This is a genomic window from Campylobacter sp., from assembly GCF_019423325.1.
Lineage (GTDB): Bacteria > Campylobacterota > Campylobacteria > Campylobacterales > Campylobacteraceae > Campylobacter_B.
The window spans coordinates 766,413-784,180 of sequence record NZ_JAHZBQ010000001.1 but is presented as its reverse complement, the minus strand read 5'-3'; the positions used below and the strand labels follow the sequence as shown (position 1 = coordinate 784,180).

The following is a 17,768-nucleotide window of genomic DNA, read 5'->3' as shown; positions in this document are numbered from 1 at the left end:
CGCCCGGGTACGTGCCGAAACGCGCGGTGTCCGTGGCGCAGCTTGCGGTGGCGGGCATCGCCGCGATTTTATCCTGCGCCAATCTGCGCTCAATCCCGCTGACGCTAAATTTTAAAATTTAAAGCGTCCACTCGCACTGTTTGAACTTTAGCGTGCGTCTTTGTCAGCGAAGGCAACGATCATCGTGCCCAGAGGAATGATCGCAACGCCCAATATAATAGCTAGCGGGTTTAGCAATGACAGCTTGGCAAGCAGGTAGATCGCCGCCACGAGCGCCGCGTAGGACAAAATTTTAAACGGAGAGAAAAACGCCCCCACGAAATTGCTCCGAACCTCGCCTCTTTTGCGCTCATCATCCAAACCATCAATGCTGCCGTCCGCGCCGTCGAAATTATTATTTGATACGTCGCGCGCGCCGCCAATCTCACCTCCAAAATCACTCGTACCGTCGCCCAGCTCGCTGCTATTTACATCGCCGCCACGATTGCCGCTATCTGTGCCATCGCTCCACTCGCTGCTATCTAAGCCGCCGTCCAGATCGCTGCTCGCTGCATTTTTCAAGTCGTCGCAACGCTCGCCTATGCCGCCTTGCGAACTATCGCTAGCTTCGTCGCTTATGCAGCCGTGTGAGTTGCCGCAAGTCGAGCTGCCATTCATATTAAATTTATCGGCGGCGTGTCCCAAAGCAGTTGCGCCGCAAGTAGAGGTTTCGTTGCGACTGCTCTCGGTGGAATTTACGTCGCACTCGCTAGCGGCGGCTCTGCCGTATTCGGCGTCTAAATTTGAGCCGCGAGTAAAATTTATATCGGCGGAGCTTGCGGCGCGCTCGGCGGAGGTCTCATCGTACAGAGCGTGGCTATCATCGTTTTCGGTGCTGGTCTCGCCGCTAGTGAAATTTACCGCGCCTTCGGAATTTTGAGAATTTGAAATTGCGGCGCCTGAATTTGCGCCGCTAAAATTCTCGCTCTTTAAAATTTCGCCGCTGCAAGTTTTGCCGTATGAAATTTTATCGTCGCCGCTCGCACCGCCTTGGTTTTCGCCGCCAAAGCTTGCGGAATTCGTATCGTTTGCGGAAGTTTCGCCGCTTATGAAACCTGCGGAATTTTTAGAGCTTTGCTGCAAAATTTCATCGTATTTGCCGGCTCTTAGCTCATCTTCTATCTTGTTGCGGTAAGCGCGAAACGAAAAATATACCGCGCCGAATGCGCCCAAAAATCCGGCCTCCAAGCTGAGAAGCCACGCTAGCGCCCGCACGCCGAAAGAGCCCGTGCCGAAAAATCCGCCGCCGCAAAGCGCTAGCCCAAGCAGGACAAACGCCGCGTTTAGCGCGCAATATATGAGCAAAAACCGCCTATTCAATCCCGCTCATCCCATTCATCGTCGTCGTCGAAATTTTTCGGATCCGCCTTGTATTTCGGATCGTTTTCAAGCTCTTTTAGACTCGAATTTAGCGCCTTGCAGGCGCGGTAAACGTTCAAAAACGCCGCCGCGATGCCGATAGCGATGCCAAGCCATAATAAAAGCAGCGAGCCCGTGAGGTGCCGCAGCCCAAGCCCGATCGCTACGCCGATGCCGATCGCTACGACGATCGAGATGCCTAGACTGATGTCGCAGGCGCCCCTTGCGATTTTGTTTAAATTTTTCGTTACTCTCATCTAAAATCCGTAAAATTTTAAAACGTAGCCCTTAAAGCGCCGCCATCGCTTCATCCGCGGCGTTTAGCGCAAAGTCGATCTGCGCTTCGTCCATGCTGGCGCAGATAAAGCCTGTCTCAAACTGACTAGGCGCCAAAAATACGCCGCGCTTAATCATCTCGCCGTGAAATTTCGCAAAGCGCGCGGTGTCTGCCCGCAAGGCGCCGTCATAGTCGCGCACCTCTTCGTCTGCAAAAAAGTAGCCGAACATCGAGCCTACGCAGGCGGTTTGCAGCGCGATGCCGCGGTGCTGCGCGATGGCGCAAAGCCCGTCCGTAAGCCTGCGCGCCAGCTCACCGAGCCTTTCGTAAAGGCCGCTGTTAGCGTAAATTTTACTTAGGCTAGCGATGCCTGCAGCCATTGCGACGGGGTTTCCGCTTAGCGTGCCCGCTTGATACACCGCTCCTAGCGGGCTTATCATATCCATGATTTCGCGCTTGCCCGCAAACGCCGCCACGCTCATACCGCCGCCGATGACCTTGCCGAAGGTTACCAGATCGCCGCGGACGCCGTAGATGCCGTAGCTGCCTAGCTTGCTAGCACGAAAGCCGCTCATTACCTCGTCTATTATCAGCACGATCTTTTTCTCGTCGCACAGCGCGCGAAGCTCGGTTAAAAATTCGGGATCCGCTGGCACCAAGCCCATATTCCCCGCGATAGGCTCGATGATAATCGTGCCGATGTCGTTTTGTGCTAGGACGTCCTTTACGCTTTGTATGTCGTTGTATCTGGCTAGGTAGGTGTTTTTCGCGACATCCTGCGGCACGCCCGCGCTGCTTGCGTTACCGAAGGTGCTTGCGCCGCTGCCCGCTTTGACGAGCAGGCTGTCGCTGTGGCCGTGGTAGCAACCCTCAAATTTTAAAATTTTATCTCGTCCGCTAAAGGCGCGCGCAAGACGGATCGCGCTCATCGTGGCTTCCGTGCCGCTGCTGGTAAAGCGGATCTTATCTAGGAAATCGAAATTTTTTAGCACCAGCGAGGCAAGCTGCGTCTCAAGCGGGCTGGATGCGCCGAAACTTAGCCCCTTTTTAGCGGTCTGCACGACGGCGCGCTCAATGTCAGCATCGGCGTGGCCGAAGATGAGCGGGCCCCAGCTCTGCACGAAGTCGAGATATTTTTTGCCCTCGACGTCGTAGATGTACGAGCCCTCGCCGCGATCTACCATAAAAGGCTCGCCGCCTACGTTACCGAATGCTCGCACTGGCGAATCTACGCCGCCTGGGATAAGTTTTTGTGCCGCTAAAAATTCGTCGTGATTATTCATTTTTTCTCCTTCTTTTTGGGTTGATTTATCGATTTTATATATTTGTAGATGATGATGATCTCGTTTTGCGTCAGGAAGTAGCTCGGCATCACGTCGCGCGAGCTGCTGATCCCGTCGGCGAGCTCCTGAAGCGAGAGATTGTTGATCGGCGGTGCGTTTAGAGAGCGCTCGTAGTAGGCGCCTGCGGTGCGGTTAAATTCTTTATATGTCGCGATCAGCGAGCCCTCGCCCTTTTCGCCGTGGCACTTGTCGCAGCCCACGCCGCGCGGATTTTTATACAGCATTGCGCCGTACTCCTCATCGGTGATAAAGCTCTCAGCTTCTGCGCCGCGAGGTAGAAAAAATATGACCGCGTTTAAAAACAGCGCTAAAAATATGAAATTTCGCATCTTCTCATTTCGAATTTTTGGCGCAATAATATAAAAAATGTGCTTAAATTTCATAACGCAGCTATCTTTTCGATCCCCTCGAAATAAAAGACATTTAGCTCGTCCTGCCTGCGGTAGAGGAATTTTAGCCCGTGCGCCTTGGCGATGTTATCGACGATGTAAAGCCCCAGGCCGAAGCTTTGCTTAGCGTTCGTGCCCTTGACGAAGGCCTCTTTGTAGTAGCTAAAGTCCTTCTGCAGCGGCTCTCCGAGCGTTATGAAGTCCATCGTTTGGGCATCTAAGCGGATTAAAATTTTACCGTCTGCGGCGTATTTTACGGCGTTGTCGATTAAATTTTTCACCGCGACGCAAAAGAGCTTCAGATCGACGTTTAGGCTTAGGCCTAGCGGATTTTCCAGCGTCACGCAGCCGGGCTCGATCATTGCGATACTAAGCGCTTCTTTTAAAATTTCATCCATTGAAAAAATTCCGCGTTCGATTAGTGCCGTACCCGCGGTCGCGCGCTCGACCGCCGCAAATTCGTTGATTAGGCTTTCCAGCCGCTCAAAGACCGAGATGAGGCGCTCTTGATTTTTGCCGTGCTCGATCATCTCGACGGCGATGCGACCCTTTGTGATGGGAGTTTTGAGCTCGTGCATTATGTTTCGCAAAAACAGATGGCGTGATTCGTTAAGCTTATTTATCTGCGTGACCGCCTCGTAAAATGCGTGCGAAACCTCGGAAATTTCGTCGTTTCCTACGCTTACGTCCTTGATCTGAAGATCGCCTTTAGCAAATTTATCGATCTGGCGTTTGAGCTTGCGAAGGGGGCGAATTTTGCGGATGATGAAGATATACGCAAGCAGGATGATCACCAAAATGACGCCGTAGATCGCCTTGAAAATATCGTAGCGGTAGGGCTGATACTCCTTGTCGTTTAAAAGCCGCGTCTCGCCAGCGTGAGTGATTTTTAAGTAGTGCTTGCGCTTAAAAAGCAAGATGTCCGCAGAGCCGATGTCTGCGGAGATGCTATCTAAAATTTCGGCGCCTTTGATGATCTCATCGCGCTTGGCTTCATCGCGGATGGTCGAAAACTCGAAATTTGCGACCTGCCGTTCGTATTCGACGTCGCTGATGAGCTTGCTCATTTGATATAGGTTCGCGCGCGCAACGATGGAGTATTTGGAGTTTAGCTCGCGGGTGTAGTTTTGCTGATCGTAGCCAATGAGCCAGAGTAGAGCGAGCGAAACGCCCACGGCAGCGAGCGCGAAGATGAACGTGATGGTGTAAAAAATCGACGATCTTACTTTCATTAAATTTATATGATCCTTAAATTTTTAAAATTTCAAAGCTTTTAAGTCGCTGACTTGCTTTGCTTTGGCGCACGGACCGGCTTGCTCGGCTTTAAATTTATGGCGCGTCTTAAAGGCGCGACACGTAAATTTTAAAATTTCATCGCAAAGCAGGGTGCTTTTAAATTTAACAGCCGCGCCGCTTTAAATTTTAAAATTTGCCTCTTCTTGCTGCCCTGGGCTCTGTCTTTTACAACTCGCCTCGCGCGTAGAGCCGAATTGCTTGTCGAATTCGACGATAAAATTTCGCGCGCATCTAACCGCGTACCAAATCTATAACTACAAAATTTTATCGTAAAATTTTAACGCTTCAGTTGCGGCGCCTTAAATTTAAAGGGGAAATCGCGCGGACCTACTTGCGATTTCAGTTTCGCCGCGCGGACATCTATTATAAATTTATAGCCGCGTGCGGCTAAATTCTATACGCGACACCCGCCAGGCGCAAGTGCTTATTGTATCAGCTTATAGCCTACGCCGCGGATGGCGTGGATGTAGCTAGGCGCCTTGGACGTTTCGCCGAGCTTTAGGCGGATGCGACCGATGATGACGTCGATGCTTTTGCTCGAGGATTCCTCGCTTATGGAGCTGCAGTTGTAGATGAGCTCCTCGCGGGTGATCGCGCCGCCTTCCTTTTTGATGAGATACGAAAGCACGTCGTATTCGGCGATGGTGAGCGACAAGGGCTGTCCTTTGAAGCTGATGACGTGGCGGAAATCGTCCACTTCGAGGTCTTTTTTTGGCTTTGCGGCGCGCTGAATGGAGTTTATGTCGTAGCGCTCGATGTGGCGCTTGATGCGCGCTAAAAGCTCTTGCGGATTATAGGGCTTTGGCAGATAATCGTCCGCGCCGAAGTCAAAAGCGTTGATCTTGTCGGTCAGATCGTGGCGGGCGCTTGATATTATGATCGGTATATCGGTGTTTTTGCGGATCTCTTTGCAGACCTCAAGCCCATCCATCCCAGGAAGCGTGAGATCTAAAATCACGAGGTTGAAATTTTCTAAATTTAACTTAGAAAGCCCCAAAAACGGATCGTCCGCGACGGTGATATCGATATCGTATTGTTGCAAATATTCGCTTAAAATTTCGGCGAGTTCTAAATCGTCCTCTATCATTAAAATTTTAGTCATAAAAAGCCTTTGAAATTTTGCGCGGATTATAACAAAATATAGTTTATATATTTTAAAGCGGCGGGCTGGGGCGAAATTTTATAAAAATGAAGCGCTAATGGGTAAAATTTTGAAATTTTTCGAAATCTGGTGAAATTTCAAAAATCAGCCCCAAAAATATGGCGAAATTTTGAAATTTAAAGAAGCAAAATCTGAAAAATTGACGAATTTGGGCTAAATTCGGCTAAATTTTGCCGATTTTTGCGTTTTTTTCTTAAAAAACTATTGTATTTTTTGCGAAACTATTGTAGAATACCGCCCAAGCCACTTTATTTTAAAGGATTAGCATGAAAAAAGCTGATTTTATCCAGGTAGTTGCCGATAAGGCAGGTCTTTCTAAAAAAGATACCGTTAAGGTAGTTGATTCTGCACTTGAGGCTATCAAAGAGCTTTTGGTAAAAGGTGATGACATAAGCTTCATCGGCTTCGGATCTTTCGGTATTGCAGAGCGTGCAGCTCGCGAGGGTAAAGTTCCTGGCACAAACAGAACTTACAAATCTCCTGCTACTAAAGTAGTAAAATTTAAAGTCGGCAAACAGCTAAAAGAGGCTGTTGCAGCTGCAAAAGGCAAGAAGAAAAAATAATTTTCTTGCTTCAAGCCCCGTCTTCGGGGCTTATCTTTTTTAAATTTATACAATCAAAACTTTTTAAAATGCCCGAGTGGTGAAATTGGTAGACGCACCAGACTCAAAATCTGGCGAGGGCGACCTCGTGTCGGTTCGATTCCGACCTCGGGCACCATAAATATTCTTTAAATTTTGTCCGTAATTTCAACTGCCTTTTGCAAATTTCAACTTGCTATAAAATTTTTTATACTATTATTACCGCGGTATTTCTTTAAAAGAGGCAATTATTTATGATACGTAAAATTCTTATCGCTAATCGCGGCGAGATCGCGGTTCGCATCATTAGGGCCTGCAGAGATCTGCATATTAAAAGCGTCGCGATCTACACCAAACCCGACATCGATTGCTTGCACGTAAAAATCGCCGATGAGGCCTACGAGGTCAGCGCCGACGCGCTAAAAGGCTATCTGGACGCCAAAAAGATCGTCGAAGTCGCCAAAGAGTGTGGCGCTGATGCGATACATCCTGGATACGGCTTTTTGAGCGAGAATTTTGACTTTGCAAGAGAGGTTGAGGACGCGGGGATCATATTCATCGGCCCAAAGCCTGACGTTATCCGCAAAATGGGCAACAAAAACATCGCTCGCTATTTGATGCGCAAAAACGGCATTCCGATCGTGCCAGGCACCGAAAAGCTAAATCACGAGAGCATGGATACGATCAAAAAATATGCGCGCGAGATCGGCTATCCCGTGATTTTAAAGGCTAGCGGCGGCGGCGGCGGACGCGGTATCCGCGAGGTGTGGGAAGAGAAGGATATGCAGAGCGCCTATGACTCGTGCACAAGGGAGGCGAAAACCTTTTTTAACAACGATGAAATTTTTATGGAAAAACTCGTCGTCAAGCCTCGCCACATCGAGTTTCAGATCATCGGCGATAACTACGGCAACATCATTCACCTCTGCGAGCGCGATTGTTCGATCCAGCGCCGCCACCAAAAGATCATCGAGATCGCGCCGTGTCCCTCGATAAGCGAGCATCTGCGTAAAACTATGGGTACGACTGCAGTCGCTGCGGCAAAAGCGGTGAATTATACCAATGTCGGCACGGTGGAATTTTTGCTCGATGACTACAATAACTTTTATTTTATGGAGATGAATACCCGTATCCAGGTCGAGCACGGCATCACCGAGGAAGTTACGGGCGTCGATCTGGTCGTGCGCCAGATCCGCATCGCAAACGGCGAAATTTTAGAGCTTGAACAAAGCGATATTAAGCCGCACGGCTATGCGATCGAGGCGCGTATTACCTCTGAAAACGTCTGGAAAAATTTCACCCCCGTTCCCGGCACCGTCAGCGATTATTATCCAGCACTTGGTCCTTCCGTGCGCGTCGATAGCCACATCTACAAAGGTTATAAAATTCCGCCGTTTTACGACTCGCTTCTAGCCAAGCTCATCATTAAAACCACCGACTACGATCTAGCCGTCAATAAGCTAGAGCGCGCGCTGAAGGAGTTTCGCATCGAGGGGGTGCGCACGATCATTCCGTTTTTGCTCAGTATCAGCAAGTCGCGTGAGTTCCGGCTTGGCTTTTTCGATACGAGCTACGTAGAGAAAAATTTAGACAAAATTTTAGAAAACACTATTGATGATATGCAGCCGAATAAAAACGAAGCGATCGCCGCCATCATCGCTGCGATGCGTAAATCGGCGCGGATTTAGGAAAGAGTATGGATTTTTTAGATAGCCTAAAAGATATAAAAAAGGATATGCTTAAGGATAAGGCGGCAAGCTCCGCGCCCAAAAAGCCCAAAAAACCTAATCCAAATCGCGACGAGTTTAAAGATATTTTTAAAGATGATGATTTGAGCTTGCAAAGCGGGGGCGGCTTAGACGGCGTCGTGACGGAAGAGCTTGACGTAGCCAAAGAGAGTATCGCCGCACGCGAAAAGCGCCTCAAAGACGAGTTTTTAAAATACGTGGACGCGGCAAATATCAAAAAGCTGAATGACTGAAATTCCATTTTGTACGCTGGATTTTGCCTGCCCCTATCTAGGCGGCAGAGCCGCACGCAGCGAGTATCTCTACATAAAAGACTGCGACTTCGAGTATAATTCAAGCTTAGTGCAGCACGGCTACCGCCGCTTCGGCAGGTATTTTCAAAAGCCCATTTGTGCAGCCTGTGCGGAGTGTAAAAGCCTACGCGTCGATGCGGCAAATTTTAAATTTAGCAGATCGCACCGCCGCGTCTATAAAAATAATCGCACGACCGCCTATGTGTGGCAGCCTCGCCCGCTTTTAAACGATGCGCGTTTGGAGCTTTTCGCGCTCTATCACGACTACATGCATCTAAAAAAGGGCTGGCCTCTGCAAGAGATCGATTTTGAGCGATATGATGAAATTTACGTCCAGGGCCACGGCGACTTCGGCAAAGAAATTTCCTACTACGGCGAGGACGGGCGACTTATCTGCGTCGATCTCATCGATATCGTGGATGACGGCATCAGCTCGGTGTATTGCTACTACGATCCGTATCTGCCGCATCTAAGTCTGGGTAAATTTTCGCTTTTAAAACAGATCGAGTTCGCCCAAGATCTGGGGCTACGCTGGATTTATTTGGGCTATGCGGTTGAACAGTGTCCGAGCCTAGCGTATAAATTTAGCTACGAGCCGTATGAAATTTTATCTAACTACTCTGACCTAAACGAAAAGGCGGCTTGGAAATAGGCAGCGTAAATTCTGCGCCAGTACTCGTTATTTTGTGTTTTTGAGCATTTGTTATAGTTGCCTAATTTTTCGTTTGAGAAGAATTAATTTTTCATCAAATTCTACGAAATTTAAATCAAGTCTTATGTATATTTTTTGCTACGCAGTATTTTAAAAATTTGTGTATTGAATCGAAAACTATTTAAATTCTATTAAATTTTTAAGGTATCTTTTATATGCACGTATATATAATTCCAGCTAATTTTTTCATTAAAGGAGTTTAGTTGAAATATATTTTTTGCATTATGATCGCGTTACTATTTTGTGGTTGTGCAAGCGGGTATAAATACAGAGAAACATTACTTGTGCCAGATAGCAAAAAGATCGGTATAAAAAGTTTTTACGTTGTTAAAAATCCATATGACCAAAACGGTATTGCGGGAATGATCGAACGTTCGATTTCTCGTCAGGGTTTTAATATTACTTCGGATCAAAAGAATGCAGATGCGGTTGTAACTTATGACGTTGTACATTTAAGCATAGGCGTGCTTTACGTCTTTTTTAGAGATGCTAAAGATAATTTTCCTATGGTTATCTGTAATGATGCACGTCGCGGAACTGATGCCATAAATCAAGAGCTTGCAGTTAGCGAAATAATCGAATCCATGTTGAAAAAAGAAGGAATCTAGATGAGATATGTATTAATTTTTATTATGGCACTATTTTTAGGTGGTTGTGTACAAAAGACTACTTACACTGAGCTTACGCCAAATTTTATTGGCATGAATATGTTTAAAAAGAGTGTAGAAATCCATGCTTCTGGTATTGCGCTTGTAGATACGGACTTTTATGATGCATTTGAAAAGGCAATTGGCGAGAGCGTGCAAAGATCTAATCTATTTTCCCAAGTAGTCGCAAGCGGTTCAGACGTGACACTAAATACATTTTTAGTAAGGGTATCCACACCGATAGCGGCTATTAATTTTGACGCTACGGTAGAGGTTGCATGGACGTTAAAACAGAATGGACGAGTTATTTATAGGCGTTCGTTTACTACTAGCTCATCCCAAATTCGAACAAGTTTTGCCGCCATAGATCGTGCAAAATCTGCAATCAATGCAGCGGTAAAAGAAAATATTGCTCTTGCGCTTACCGATATATCGAGGCAGAAGCTTTAGAAAAAAAGATATATTCAGGGTATGAATTTAGTAAATTCCATAGATATTAAGCTTTGTAGAGTGGCTATTTGAGACTACTTGCAAATTTCTAAGCCGATTTGAAATTTACAAATTTTAAATCGGCTTGAGAAGTTGTGGAAATTTTTAAAATTTTCAAGGCAAATTTATCAGCTCCACCTTGTTTTCCAGCGTTTTTGGGATCAATAAAACCTTGCCGTCGCTTGAGATGTCCGCAGGTCTTTGCATCGCGCCGAGGTTTATTTTGCGTATCTGCCCGTTTGCATCAATACGCCAAATTTTGCCGCTTAAAAGATCCTCGCCCCAGTCGCTAACTAAAATTTCGCCGTTTTTTCCGCGCGCTATGCCGTAGAAAACCCCCTTCATATCGGCAAAGATCGAAATTTCTCGAGATTTCAGATTCATGCTTAGCACGCGCCCCGAAACCTTTCCACTAAGATCGAATGTAGTGATCAGAAGCTTATCGCCTTTAGCCAAAAGTCCGTTTGGGCTGCCTAGCGATGGATCGATGCGCGCAAACTCATCCGCGGTGCGCGAGAGCAGGTCGATGCGCCAGATCGTCCCACGCACATTATCGCTTGCGAGCAAAACCTCGCTACCGAGCGCTACGACGTCGTTTAAGGCCTGCGCTCCCTCGATTTTTAGATTGAAAATCTCCTGGCCTTTGCTAAAGCCCCTGATTGCGTCCAGATCGCACACGTAGAGCACGTCGCCGATCTGCGCCATTCCGCCCGGATTTACCAGATCGTCTATAAAATTTGTCTCAACGACACCCGAGTTTTTTACTATGCGGCTGATGAAGCCGTCGCGCTCTTGTGGATCTTCACTACTACCGCGATTTGCGATATAAAAGGCGTCATCGGTAATGAGCGAACCGCTAGGTGCGCTAAATCCGTCGATCTCTAGGCCAAAAAGCGCGCCCGCCAAGGCGCACGAAAGTAGAACTTTTTTCATAATCTCTCCTTGATCTCGCCAAAATTTTAAGAATTTTAAAATTTAAGCCGAAAACGACGAGCGCCGGGTTAAAATTTTAAAATTCGCAGCGAGCTTTAAGATGAGCGAAATTTAAACCCGCAGAGCAAATAAAAGCGCAATTTTAATTAAACAAAGTGGCTTAATCGGAAAAATTCTAGCGGGTTGGAAGGCCTTGCTTCGCGCGTCGCTTTTAATTTGATGCGTCGAAGCAGAAGCGAGTGGTTTTGTGTGCGCTTTGGTTTACGCCGCGGCTCGCGGAATTTAGCCGTGAAATTAGACAGCATCTCGCGCGTAATTTCAAGCACCGTTGAATATGTAATTCATTTGCGGCTGTGTTCGTTTTGAAATTTAATTCTACGAGTGGATATTTTTTGCAAATTGTGGGCGTGATTTTGGTGCGCAGACGGCGGCGCCGTGTTTATAAAACGGCTCGCGCTTTAGAATTCGGCCGAATTTAAACAAAGCGCGATTAAAATGCGATTTAAATTTTATGCACCGCGGGTGTAAAATTTCGGTCGTAAAAGTGAGTCTGTAGCAAAAAATATTTAAAATTTGCAGCGTAAAACGCCCTTTGAAATTTAAAAATTTTAAAACGAGTCTATATGCTCTTAAAAATTTAATACGTGAAATTTAAACTTTGAATAGAACGCGCCATCCTATCCTTACTGCGCCTTTAAAAATTTAATATGCTAAATTTTAAACGCTGGACTCAAATCCCGCCGCCATAACTACTTTAAAAATTTAAAGCGTAAAATTTAAACCCCAGCTTTAGAATCGGGCGCGGACAATAAAATTGGCTTTTAAGATTTAAAGCACAAAATCAAATCGCTCTATCGTACGGCCGTGGCAGTGGCTTTAAATTTTAATATGCAAAATTTTAAATAAGTGTCGCGCGTACGGCTAATCGCAGCCGTACACTTGAAATTTAAATCGCAAAACTTAAATTATAGAATTTAACCGTGCGCGCCGAAGTGGGAGCTGAAAATCTAAAACGCCCTTGCCGGCTTAGATACTAAAATCCTCGCCGAGATAGAATTTACGGACATTCGGATCGTTAGCTATCTCTTTTGCGGTGCCGCCTGCGAACAGCTCGCCGTCTTTGATGACGTAGGCACGGTCGCAGATCGCAAGCGTTTCGCGGACATTGTGATCGGTGATGAGCACGCCGATGCCAAGATCGCTTAAATCGCGCACGATGCTTTGGATGTCGTTAACGGCGATCGGATCGACGCCTGCAAACGGCTCGTCCAAAAGTAGAAATTTCGGCGTTATCATTAGGCTTCGCGCGATCTCGCAGCGCCTGCGCTCGCCGCCGCTTAGGCTCACGCCTTTGCGTAATCTGATCGGCTCGATGTTGAGTAGATTTAGCATCTCATCGACCTTTCGTGAGGCTTCGGCCTTGTTTTTATAGGTAATCTCTGCGGCAAGCATTAAATTTTCCTCCACACTAAGCTCCTTAAAGATGCTACTTTCTTGTGGCAGGTAGCCTATGCCGAGCTTGGCGCGCTTATGAAGCGGAACCTTTGCGATGCTATTTTCATTAAGCAAGATATCACCACCGCTAGCGCTTATCAGCCCGCAGATCATATAAAATGTCGTGGTTTTACCCGCGCCATTGGGCCCTAGCAGCCCTACAATCTCGCCGTTGTAAAGCTCTAGCGAGATTCCTTTGATGATCGGCGTGCCTTTTATGGTTTTTTTAAGACCCCTGACTTCCAGTTTATGCATAGCTTACCTCGTATTTTCGCCCTTGCGCGTGCGGCGTGATCCTCACTACGCAAAAATCAAGCTCATATTTTTTAAGTAAATTTATCAAATTTTCATCCGCCCATTCAATCAGATGAAGCCCCTCTTCAAATAAATTTTCAAATAGTCCGTTTTTTAAAATCCCCTCACAGCCGCCGTTATAGATGTCGTAATGATAAATTTCGCCGTAGTTTTGCATGATCGAAAACGTAGGCGAGCTCACGTGCTCGTTTAATCCGTGCGCCCGCACGATTGCGCGCGCAAGCGTCGTTTTGCCGGCGGCGAGACCCCCGATTAGCAATATTATGCCGCTTTTTGGCAGAGCCTGCACGAGGCGCAAAATTTCATCCTCGCCGCAGATGAGTTCAAAGCTCTTGGACATACTTAGCCTGCTCGCTTTTGGGCGTATTTTTCGCACTAGGAAAGGCTAGGACTTTAAAGCTTTGTTTTCTATCCAAAAAGCTTATCGTGATAACGTCGCCGATTTTAAGCTCTTTGGCGGGCTTTACTACCGCGCCGTTTACGGCCACGACGCCGCTTTTGCACATATCTTCGCTGATTGCGCGCCGCTTGGTGATATTGACTGCGTTTAAAAATTTATCGATTCTCATAAGCGTGAGTTTAGCGATATTTGCCTTAAAAGCAACTATTAAACTATTTTTGGTAGAATTTCGCCAAATTTTACGTAAAGGATTTGAGATGGCAAAAAAAGATGTAAAAAAGGTCGTTTTGGCGTATTCCGGAGGACTTGATACTAGTATTATTTTAAAGTGGCTCGGCGATACTTACGGCTGCGATGTGGTGACTTTCACCGCAGATATCGGTCAGAACGAGGATTTAGAGCCGATCAAAAACAAAGCTGTGAAGCTAGGCATCAAAAAGGAAAATATCTTCGTAGAGGATCTGCGCGAGGAATTCGTGCGCGATTACGTGTTCCCGATGTTTCGCGCAAATGCCGTCTATGAGGGCGAGTATCTTTTAGGCACATCGATCGCGCGCCCGTTGATCGCTAAAAAGCTAGTCGAAATCGCTAAAAAAACCGGTGCGGACGCCATAAGCCACGGTGCGACCGGTAAGGGTAACGACCAAGTCCGCTTCGAGCTTGGCGCATACGCGCTAAATCCCGATATTAAGGTGATTGCGCCGTGGAGGTTGTGGGATCTAAACTCTCGCGAGAAATTGCTTGCCTATGCTAAGAAAAACGGCATCGACATCGCTTCAAAGCCAGGCAAATCGCCGTATTCAATGGATGCTAATATCCTTCATATCTCCTACGAGGGCTTGGTGCTAGAAGATCCCGCTCATGCGCCCGAGGAGGATATGTGGCGATGGACCGTGAGCCCTAAAAATGCACCCGATAAGAGCGAGATCATCGAGATCGAATACAAACACGGCGATCCCGTAAAGCTAAACGGCAAGGCGCTTAAGCCGCACGAGATGCTGGCAGCACTTAACGAGCTTGGCGCTAAAAACGGCATCGGCAGGCTCGATCTAGTAGAAAATCGCTACGTCGGCATGAAGAGTCGCGGCTGCTACGAAACTCCGGGCGGCACGATTATGCTAAAGGCTCACCGCGCGATCGAGAGCATCACGCTGGATCGCGGCGCGGCGCATCTAAAAGACGATCTGATGCCGCGCTACGCCGAGCTTATCTACAACGGCTTTTGGTTCAGCCCGGAGCGCTTGCTGCTTCAAGAGCTGATAAACAAATCCCAAGAGCACGTAAACGGTAAGGTTAAACTCGAGCTTTATAAGGGCAACGTGACCGTGCTAGGCAGGGAAAGCAAGAGCGATAGCTTGTTTAATACCGATTTTGTGACGTTTGAAGAGGACAAGGTTTTCAATCAAAAGGACGGCGACGGATTTATCAAGCTAAGCGCGCTAAGATTTATCATTGCAGGCAAGAACGGACGCAAGCTTTAGCTGAAATTTTGCCGCAGGGCGTGCAGGCAAATTTCGCAAAACGAAATTTTAAAATTTATCGAAAAAGTAGCGAGCGGCTGCGGGCAGGTTTCATGAAATTTCACTAAATTTCAGATCCGCCCGCGCCGCTTATAAAATTTTATAAATTTAAAGCTAAATTTAAAAGGATAATGGATGAAAGTATTACTAATAAAAGACGTTAAGGGGCTCGGAAAGGCGGGCGAGGTAAAGGAAGTCAAGGACGGCTACGGTAATAACTTCCTAATCGGCAAAGGTTACGCCAAAGCCGCTACGACTGAGGTTTTGCGTAAATTTGAAGCGGATAAGAAAAAGCAAGCCGAGCTAGAAAAATATGAGGTTGCAAGCTTACAAAAATTAGCCGAGGAGCTAGCTAAGATTCGCGTAAAAATCGAAAAGCAAACGGGCGAGAGCGGCGCGCTTTTCGGCTCGGTGACCAAAGATGAGATCGCAACCGCGCTAAAAGAGCAAAAAGGGATCGAAATCGATAAGAAAATTTTAGAGACCAAAGCCATCAAAACGACCGGGATCTACGACGTAAATGCCAAGCTAAAGCACGGTATAAGCGCTAAATTTGAGATAGAGGTGGCTAGTGTTTGAAGCGACTACCATTTTAGCCTACAAAGGCGCGAAGGGCTCCGTCATCGGCGGCGACGGGCAGGTTACGTTCGGAAACACCGTCTTAAAAGGCAATGCGACTAAAATTCGAAAGATCGGTAAAGAGGGCAACGTCTTGGCGGGCTTTGCGGGCAGCACTGCCGATGCGTTTAATCTTTTTGATATGTTTGAGAAGTGCTTAGATGGCGCAAAGGGCGATCTTTTAAGGGCTGTGATAGAATTTAGCAAGCAGTGGCGCAAGGATAAGTATCTGCGAAAGCTCGAAGCGATGATGCTGGTGCTGGACCGCAAAAATATCTTTTTGCTTAGCGGCACGGGCGACGTGGTAGAGCCGGACGACGGCAAGATCGCGGCGATCGGAAGCGGCGGAAATTACGCTCTTAGCGCGGCGCGAGCTTTAGATAAATTTGCTAGCCTAGACGAAGAGGAGCTCGTAAAGCAAAGCCTTAAAATCGCGGGCGAGATTTGCATTTACACGAACGAAAACATCAAAACATACGCAATTTGGGACGAAAAGAGATGATGACGCCAAAGCAGATTGTAGAGAAATTAGATGAATATATAATCGGACAAAATAGCGCCAAACGCACGATAGCGGTGGCTTTGCGAAATCGTTACCGTAGAATGGCGCTCGAAGATGAGATGAAAAACGAGGTGATGCCCAAAAACATCCTGATGATCGGATCTACCGGCGTGGGTAAGACCGAGATCGCGCGCAGGCTTTCGAAGATGTTCGGACTTCCTTTTATCAAGGTCGAGGCGAGCAAATATACTGAAGTAGGCTTCGTGGGGCGCGACGTGGAGAGCATGGTGCGAGATCTGGCCGCCGCGTCGGTAAATTTAGTACGCGGCGAGGAATTTGAAAAGAACAAAGACAAGATCGATGATTACATCAAGCGTAAAATTTTAGAAAAAGTCCTTCCGCCGCTTCCGCGCGGAGCGAGCGAGGAGAAGGTCGCAGATTACGAAAAAAGCTACGAAAAGATGGCGACCAAGCTCGATCGCGGCGATCTGGACGATCTTAGTATAGAGATTGAAGTAAGCGAAAACGCGCTCGAATCAAATCCGAATTTGCCGCCCGAGATGGCGAATATGCAGGAAAGCTTCATCAAAGTAATCGGAATTTCGACGCGCAAAAGCAAAAAAGAGATGAAGGTCAAAGATGCCAAAGTTGCCCTTAAAAGCGAGGCTAGCGAGAAGGTCTTGGATATGGAGAGCATCAAGGCCGAAGCCGTTAGGCGCGCGCAAAACGAGGGCATTATCTTTATCGACGAGATCGATAAGGTGGCTGTCTCAAGCGGAAATAGCGGCAGGCAGGATCCGAGCAAAGAGGGGGTGCAGCGCGATCTGCTTCCGATCGTGGAGGGCAGCAGCGTAAGCACGAAATTCGGCAATATCGACACCGATCACATCCTTTTTATCGCCGCGGGCGCCTTTCATATCAGCAAGCCTAGCGATCTCATACCCGAGCTTCAGGGGCGCTTCCCGCTTCGCGTCGAGCTTGACAGCCTAGACGAGGCGGCGCTGTGTGAAATTTTAACCAAGCCAAAAAATTCGCTTCTTAAGCAGTACTCGGCGCTTTTAAAGACCGAGGGCGTGGAGCTGGAATTTAGCGAGGACGGGGTTAAAGCGATCGCGAAATTTGCGGCAAGCACGAACGAAAAAGTCGAAGACATCGGCGCTAGAAGGCTGCATACGATAATGGAAAAGGTGCTTGAGGATGTCAGCTTTGAGGCGGATAAGTTTAAAGGGCAAAAGATCGTCGTGGATGAAAAGCTCGTAAGCGAAAAGCTCGCAGACATCGCAAGCGACGAGGATCTGGCGAAATACATTTTATAAGGTGGCACGGTAGCTACTTTTAGAATTCTACAGAGTCGCGGAATTTTGCGGTTTTTAAATTTACAAAGCGCTAGAATTTTAGGTATAACATTTAGTGTAATTTTAAAATGCGCAGAAATTTTATCTTTTTAAATTTGACGATGCTTTAAAATTTTAAGTCTGTAAAATTTCAAGAATGATTGAATTCTGCGCGGTATAGGCTATATATAATGTAGTCGTGGGATGAAATTTAAAATTTTGTTGCTAGTTTATGAAGCCGCAAAATTTATGGCGCGCAGAATTTGAAATAGATAAAATTCTGCGCTATGGCAAGCGAAATTCAGCGCTACCGTGCA

At 47.1% G+C, this 17,768-nt stretch carries 20 protein-coding genes and 1 tRNA gene; 11 read left to right on the top strand and 10 right to left on the bottom strand.

Going from position 1 to position 17,768, the window contains the following annotated elements; all coding sequences use genetic code 11:
- Positions 1–147: 147 nt before the first annotated feature.
- From QZ367_RS03550 to QZ367_RS03525, 6 genes are all read right to left on the bottom strand, one after another.
- On the bottom strand, positions 148–1,344 hold the full coding sequence (locus tag QZ367_RS03550; protein WP_291937452.1) for a hypothetical protein: 1,197 nt from the start codon (positions 1,342–1,344) through the stop codon (positions 148–150).
- 11 nt (positions 1,345–1,355) lie between these two features.
- On the bottom strand, positions 1,356–1,655 hold the full coding sequence (locus QZ367_RS03545) for an AtpZ/AtpI family protein (RefSeq protein WP_291937449.1): 300 nt from the start codon (positions 1,653–1,655) through the stop codon (positions 1,356–1,358).
- Between the two features lie 31 nt (positions 1,656–1,686).
- Positions 1,687–2,958: a glutamate-1-semialdehyde 2,1-aminomutase gene (hemL, locus tag QZ367_RS03540; RefSeq protein WP_291937447.1), complete on the bottom strand. Its 1,272-nt coding sequence runs from the start codon at positions 2,956–2,958 to the stop codon at positions 1,687–1,689.
- Positions 2,955–3,347 carry a cytochrome C oxidase subunit III gene (locus QZ367_RS03535; protein WP_291937444.1) on the bottom strand — a complete coding sequence of 131 codons (393 nt, stop codon included), beginning with the start codon at positions 3,345–3,347 and terminating at the stop codon, positions 2,955–2,957. The genes hemL and QZ367_RS03535 overlap by 4 nt, the downstream gene beginning before the upstream one ends.
- Positions 3,348–3,397: 50 nt before the next feature.
- A complete protein-coding gene (locus QZ367_RS03530) occupies positions 3,398–4,639 on the bottom strand; it encodes an ArsS family sensor histidine kinase (protein ID WP_291937441.1) in 1,242 nt (413 codons plus the stop codon).
- Positions 4,640–5,127: 488 nt separating this feature from the next.
- The gene (locus QZ367_RS03525; RefSeq protein ID WP_005870247.1) at positions 5,128–5,805 is read right to left on the bottom strand and encodes a response regulator transcription factor; all 678 of its coding nucleotides are present in this window, start codon (positions 5,803–5,805) and stop codon (positions 5,128–5,130) included.
- 326 nt (positions 5,806–6,131) lie between these two features.
- Here QZ367_RS03525 and QZ367_RS03520 point away from each other — a divergent pair, with 326 nt between their 5' ends.
- The 7 genes from QZ367_RS03520 to QZ367_RS03490 all read left to right on the top strand — a co-directional run bounded on the left by QZ367_RS03520 (position 6,132) and on the right by QZ367_RS03490 (position 10,296).
- Positions 6,132–6,428, top strand: coding sequence for an HU family DNA-binding protein (locus QZ367_RS03520; RefSeq protein WP_291937435.1), 297 nt, complete (start codon positions 6,132–6,134; stop codon positions 6,426–6,428).
- A 70-nt stretch (positions 6,429–6,498) separates the two neighbouring features.
- A tRNA-Leu gene (locus tag QZ367_RS03515) sits at positions 6,499–6,585 on the top strand.
- 115 nt (positions 6,586–6,700) lie between these two features.
- Positions 6,701–8,134, top strand: coding sequence for an acetyl-CoA carboxylase subunit A (locus tag QZ367_RS03510; protein ID WP_291937433.1), 1,434 nt, complete (start codon positions 6,701–6,703; stop codon positions 8,132–8,134).
- Positions 8,135–8,142: 8 nt separating this feature from the next.
- Positions 8,143–8,427, top strand: a complete 285-nt coding sequence (locus QZ367_RS03505) for a hypothetical protein (RefSeq protein ID WP_291937431.1) — start codon at positions 8,143–8,145, stop codon at positions 8,425–8,427.
- Complete coding sequence (locus QZ367_RS03500; protein ID WP_291937428.1) at positions 8,420–9,139, top strand: arginyltransferase; 720 nt, start codon at positions 8,420–8,422, stop codon at positions 9,137–9,139. Before QZ367_RS03505 ends, QZ367_RS03500 begins: the two co-directional genes overlap by 8 nt.
- Before the next feature lie 263 nt (positions 9,140–9,402).
- Entirely contained in the window at positions 9,403–9,807 is a 405-nt protein-coding gene (locus QZ367_RS03495) for a hypothetical protein (RefSeq protein WP_291937426.1), read from the top strand.
- A complete protein-coding gene (locus QZ367_RS03490) occupies positions 9,808–10,296 on the top strand; it encodes a hypothetical protein (protein ID WP_291937423.1) in 489 nt (162 codons plus the stop codon).
- Positions 10,297–10,449: 153 nt separating this feature from the next.
- Here the strand turns inward: QZ367_RS03490 and QZ367_RS03485 are convergent, their stop codons facing one another.
- The 4 genes from QZ367_RS03485 to QZ367_RS03470 all read right to left on the bottom strand — a co-directional run bounded on the left by QZ367_RS03485 (position 10,450) and on the right by QZ367_RS03470 (position 13,646).
- Complete coding sequence (locus QZ367_RS03485) at positions 10,450–11,268, bottom strand: ATP-binding protein (RefSeq protein ID WP_291937419.1); 819 nt, start codon at positions 11,266–11,268, stop codon at positions 10,450–10,452.
- A gap of 1,026 nt (positions 11,269–12,294) precedes the next feature.
- Positions 12,295–13,017, bottom strand: a complete 723-nt coding sequence (gene lptB, locus QZ367_RS03480) for an LPS export ABC transporter ATP-binding protein (protein ID WP_291937416.1) — start codon at positions 13,015–13,017, stop codon at positions 12,295–12,297.
- Positions 13,010–13,417, bottom strand: coding sequence for a tRNA (adenosine(37)-N6)-threonylcarbamoyltransferase complex ATPase subunit type 1 TsaE (gene tsaE / locus QZ367_RS03475; protein WP_291937413.1), 408 nt, complete (start codon positions 13,415–13,417; stop codon positions 13,010–13,012). The genes lptB and tsaE overlap by 8 nt, the downstream gene beginning before the upstream one ends.
- Positions 13,401–13,646 carry a S4 domain-containing protein gene (locus QZ367_RS03470; RefSeq protein ID WP_291937410.1) on the bottom strand — a complete coding sequence of 82 codons (246 nt, stop codon included), beginning with the start codon at positions 13,644–13,646 and terminating at the stop codon, positions 13,401–13,403. Before QZ367_RS03470 ends, tsaE begins: the two co-directional genes overlap by 17 nt.
- 88 nt (positions 13,647–13,734) lie before the next feature.
- Between QZ367_RS03470 and QZ367_RS03465 the strand changes: the two genes are divergently transcribed.
- The 4 genes from QZ367_RS03465 to hslU all read left to right on the top strand — a co-directional run bounded on the left by QZ367_RS03465 (position 13,735) and on the right by hslU (position 17,433).
- Complete coding sequence (locus tag QZ367_RS03465) at positions 13,735–14,958, top strand: argininosuccinate synthase (protein ID WP_291937407.1); 1,224 nt, start codon at positions 13,735–13,737, stop codon at positions 14,956–14,958.
- 174 nt (positions 14,959–15,132) lie between these two features.
- Positions 15,133–15,576 (top strand): 50S ribosomal protein L9, encoded by a 444-nt coding sequence (gene rplI, locus QZ367_RS03460; protein WP_291937405.1) that lies wholly within the window; start codon positions 15,133–15,135, stop codon positions 15,574–15,576.
- Complete coding sequence (gene hslV, locus QZ367_RS03455; protein ID WP_005870266.1) at positions 15,569–16,117, top strand: ATP-dependent protease subunit HslV; 549 nt, start codon at positions 15,569–15,571, stop codon at positions 16,115–16,117. Before rplI ends, hslV begins: the two co-directional genes overlap by 8 nt.
- Positions 16,114–17,433 carry an HslU--HslV peptidase ATPase subunit gene (gene hslU, locus QZ367_RS03450; protein WP_291937399.1) on the top strand — a complete coding sequence of 440 codons (1,320 nt, stop codon included), beginning with the start codon at positions 16,114–16,116 and terminating at the stop codon, positions 17,431–17,433. Before hslV ends, hslU begins: the two co-directional genes overlap by 4 nt.
- Positions 17,434–17,768 lie beyond the last annotated feature (335 nt).